This window comes from Streptomyces sp. NPDC042100, from assembly GCF_055582325.1.
In genome coordinates this window covers 1-2,684 of record NZ_JBVJDK010000032.1, presented here as the reverse complement: position 1 = coordinate 2,684, position 2,684 = coordinate 1, and the positions used below count along the sequence as shown (strand labels likewise).

Sequence of the window (2,684 nt, the reverse complement as noted above, 5' to 3'; positions counted from 1 at the left end):
ATTCCGACGCTCCCACGGCTTGTAGGCACACGGTTTCAGGTACTATTTCACTCCGCTCCCGCGGTACTTTTCACCATTCCCTCACGGTACTATCCGCTATCGGTCACCAGGGAATATTTAGGCTTAGCGGGTGGTCCCGCCAGATTCACACGGGATTTCTCGGGCCCCGTGCTACTTGGGTGTCTCTTAAACGAGCCGCATGAATTTCAGCTACGGGGGTCTTACCCTCTACGCCGGACCTTTCGCATGTCCTTCGCCTATCCATACGGTTTCTGACTCGCCTCACAGCCGGCAGACTGTGAAAAAGAGATCCCACAACCCCGCATGCGCAACCCCTGCCGGGTCTCACACGCATACGGTTTGGCCTCATCCGGTTTCGCTCGCCACTACTCCCGGAATCACGGTTGTTTTCTCTTCCTGAGGGTACTGAGATGTTTCACTTCCCCTCGTTCCCTCCACATGCCCTATGTGTTCAGGCATGGGTGACAGCCCATGACGACTGCCGGGTTTCCCCATTCGGAAACCCCCGGATCAAAGCCTGGTTGACGGCTCCCCGGGGACTATCGTGGCCTCCCACGTCCTTCATCGGTTCCTGGTGCCAAGGCATCCACCGTGCGCCCTTAAAAACTTGGCCACAGATGCTCGCGTCCACTGTGTAGTTCTCAAGCAACGACCAGCCACCCATCACCCTGACCCTTACGGACCAAGTTCACTGGGGCCGGCATCGCGAAGGTATCGACCAACCGGCCGTACCCTCAGATACCCAACAACGTGCCAAGCGTGAGCACCCTCCGTGTTCCCCGTTCCACGCCGAAGCAGTACTAGGAGACCATCAGGCCACTCACGCCAACTAATCAACGTTCCACCCATGAGCTGACCGTGCAGAACATTTGCCTGCAATCGGTACTGTGCTCCTTAGAAAGGAGGTGATCCAGCCGCACCTTCCGGTACGGCTACCTTGTTACGACTTCGTCCCAATCGCCAGTCCCACCTTCGACAGCTCCCTCCCACAAGGGGTTGGGCCACCGGCTTCGGGTGTTACCGACTTTCGTGACGTGACGGGCGGTGTGTACAAGGCCCGGGAACGTATTCACCGCAGCAATGCTGATCTGCGATTACTAGCAACTCCGACTTCATGGGGTCGAGTTGCAGACCCCAATCCGAACTGAGACCGGCTTTTTGAGATTCGCTCCGCCTCGCGGCATCGCAGCTCTTTGTACCGGCCATTGTAGCACGTGTGCAGCCCAAGACATAAGGGGCATGATGACTTGACGTCGTCCCCACCTTCCTCCGAGTTGACCCCGGCGGTCTCCTGTGAGTCCCCATCATCCCGAAGGACATGCTGGCAACACAGGACAAGGGTTGCGCTCGTTGCGGGACTTAACCCAACATCTCACGACACGAGCTGACGACAGCCATGCACCACCTGTATACCGACCACAAGGGGGGCACTATCTCTAATGCTTTCCGGTATATGTCAAGCCTTGGTAAGGTTCTTCGCGTTGCGTCGAATTAAGCCACATGCTCCGCTGCTTGTGCGGGCCCCCGTCAATTCCTTTGAGTTTTAGCCTTGCGGCCGTACTCCCCAGGCGGGGAACTTAATGCGTTAGCTGCGGCACCGACGACGTGGAATGTCGCCAACACCTAGTTCCCAACGTTTACGGCGTGGACTACCAGGGTATCTAATCCTGTTCGCTCCCCACGCTTTCGCTCCTCAGCGTCAGTAATGGCCCAGAGATCCGCCTTCGCCACCGGTGTTCCTCCTGATATCTGCGCATTTCACCGCTACACCAGGAATTCCGATCTCCCCTACCACACTCTAGCCTGCCCGTATCGGATGCAGACCCGGGGTTAAGCCCCGGGCTTTCACACCCGACGTGACAAGCCGCCTACGAGCTCTTTACGCCCAATAATTCCGGACAACGCTTGCGCCCTACGTATTACCGCGGCTGCTGGCACGTAGTTAGCCGGCGCTTCTTCTGCAGGTACCGTCACTTTCGCTTCTTCCCTGCTGAAAGAGGTTTACAACCCGAAGGCCGTCGTCCCTCACGCGGCGTCGCTGCATCAGGCTTTCGCCCATTGTGCAATATTCCCCACTGCTGCCTCCCGTAGGAGTCTGGGCCGTGTCTCAGTCCCAGTGTGGCCGGTCGCCCTCTCAGGCCGGCTACCCGTCGTCGCCTTGGTGAGCCGTTACCTCACCAACAAGCTGATAGGCCGCGGGCTCATCCTTCACCGCCGGAGCTTTCCACCCGAGAAGATGCCTTCCCGAGTCGTATCCGGTATTAGACCCCGTTTCCAGGGCTTGTCCCAGAGTGAAGGGCAGATTGCCCACGTGTTACTCACCCGTTCGCCACTAATCCACCCCGAAGGGCTTCATCGTTCGACTTGCATGTGTTAAGCACGCCGCCAGCGTTCGTCCTGAGCCAGGATCAAACTCTCCGTGAATGTTTGCCGGTAATCCGGCTTCAACACTCGCGTTGAGCGGGACAGTCATGCCGGAATATGGCCGACTGTCCACAGCGTCCTCGCTGTAGTGTGCCACCCCGGAGGGTGGACTTTTTCAAAGGAACCTCGACCATCCGAAGATGGACGGGGTATCAACTAATCTGGCGTTGATTTTTGGCACGCTGTTGAGTTCTCAAGGTGCGGACGCTTCCTTTGTACTTACCCTCTCGGGCTTTCCT

General features: G+C 57.8%; 2 rRNA genes (1 of these 2 running past the window's edge). Both read right to left on the bottom strand.

Features of this window, described 5'->3' with window-relative positions:
* A 23S ribosomal RNA gene (locus ACZ6J5_RS36030) occupies window positions 1–634 on the bottom strand (it extends 2,572 nt beyond the left edge of the window).
* 285 nt (window positions 635–919) lie between these two features.
* Window positions 920–2,445 (bottom strand): 16S ribosomal RNA (locus ACZ6J5_RS36025).
* The 16S and 23S rRNA genes sit together here, the layout of an rRNA operon.
* Window positions 2,446–2,684: the final 239 nt, after the last annotated feature.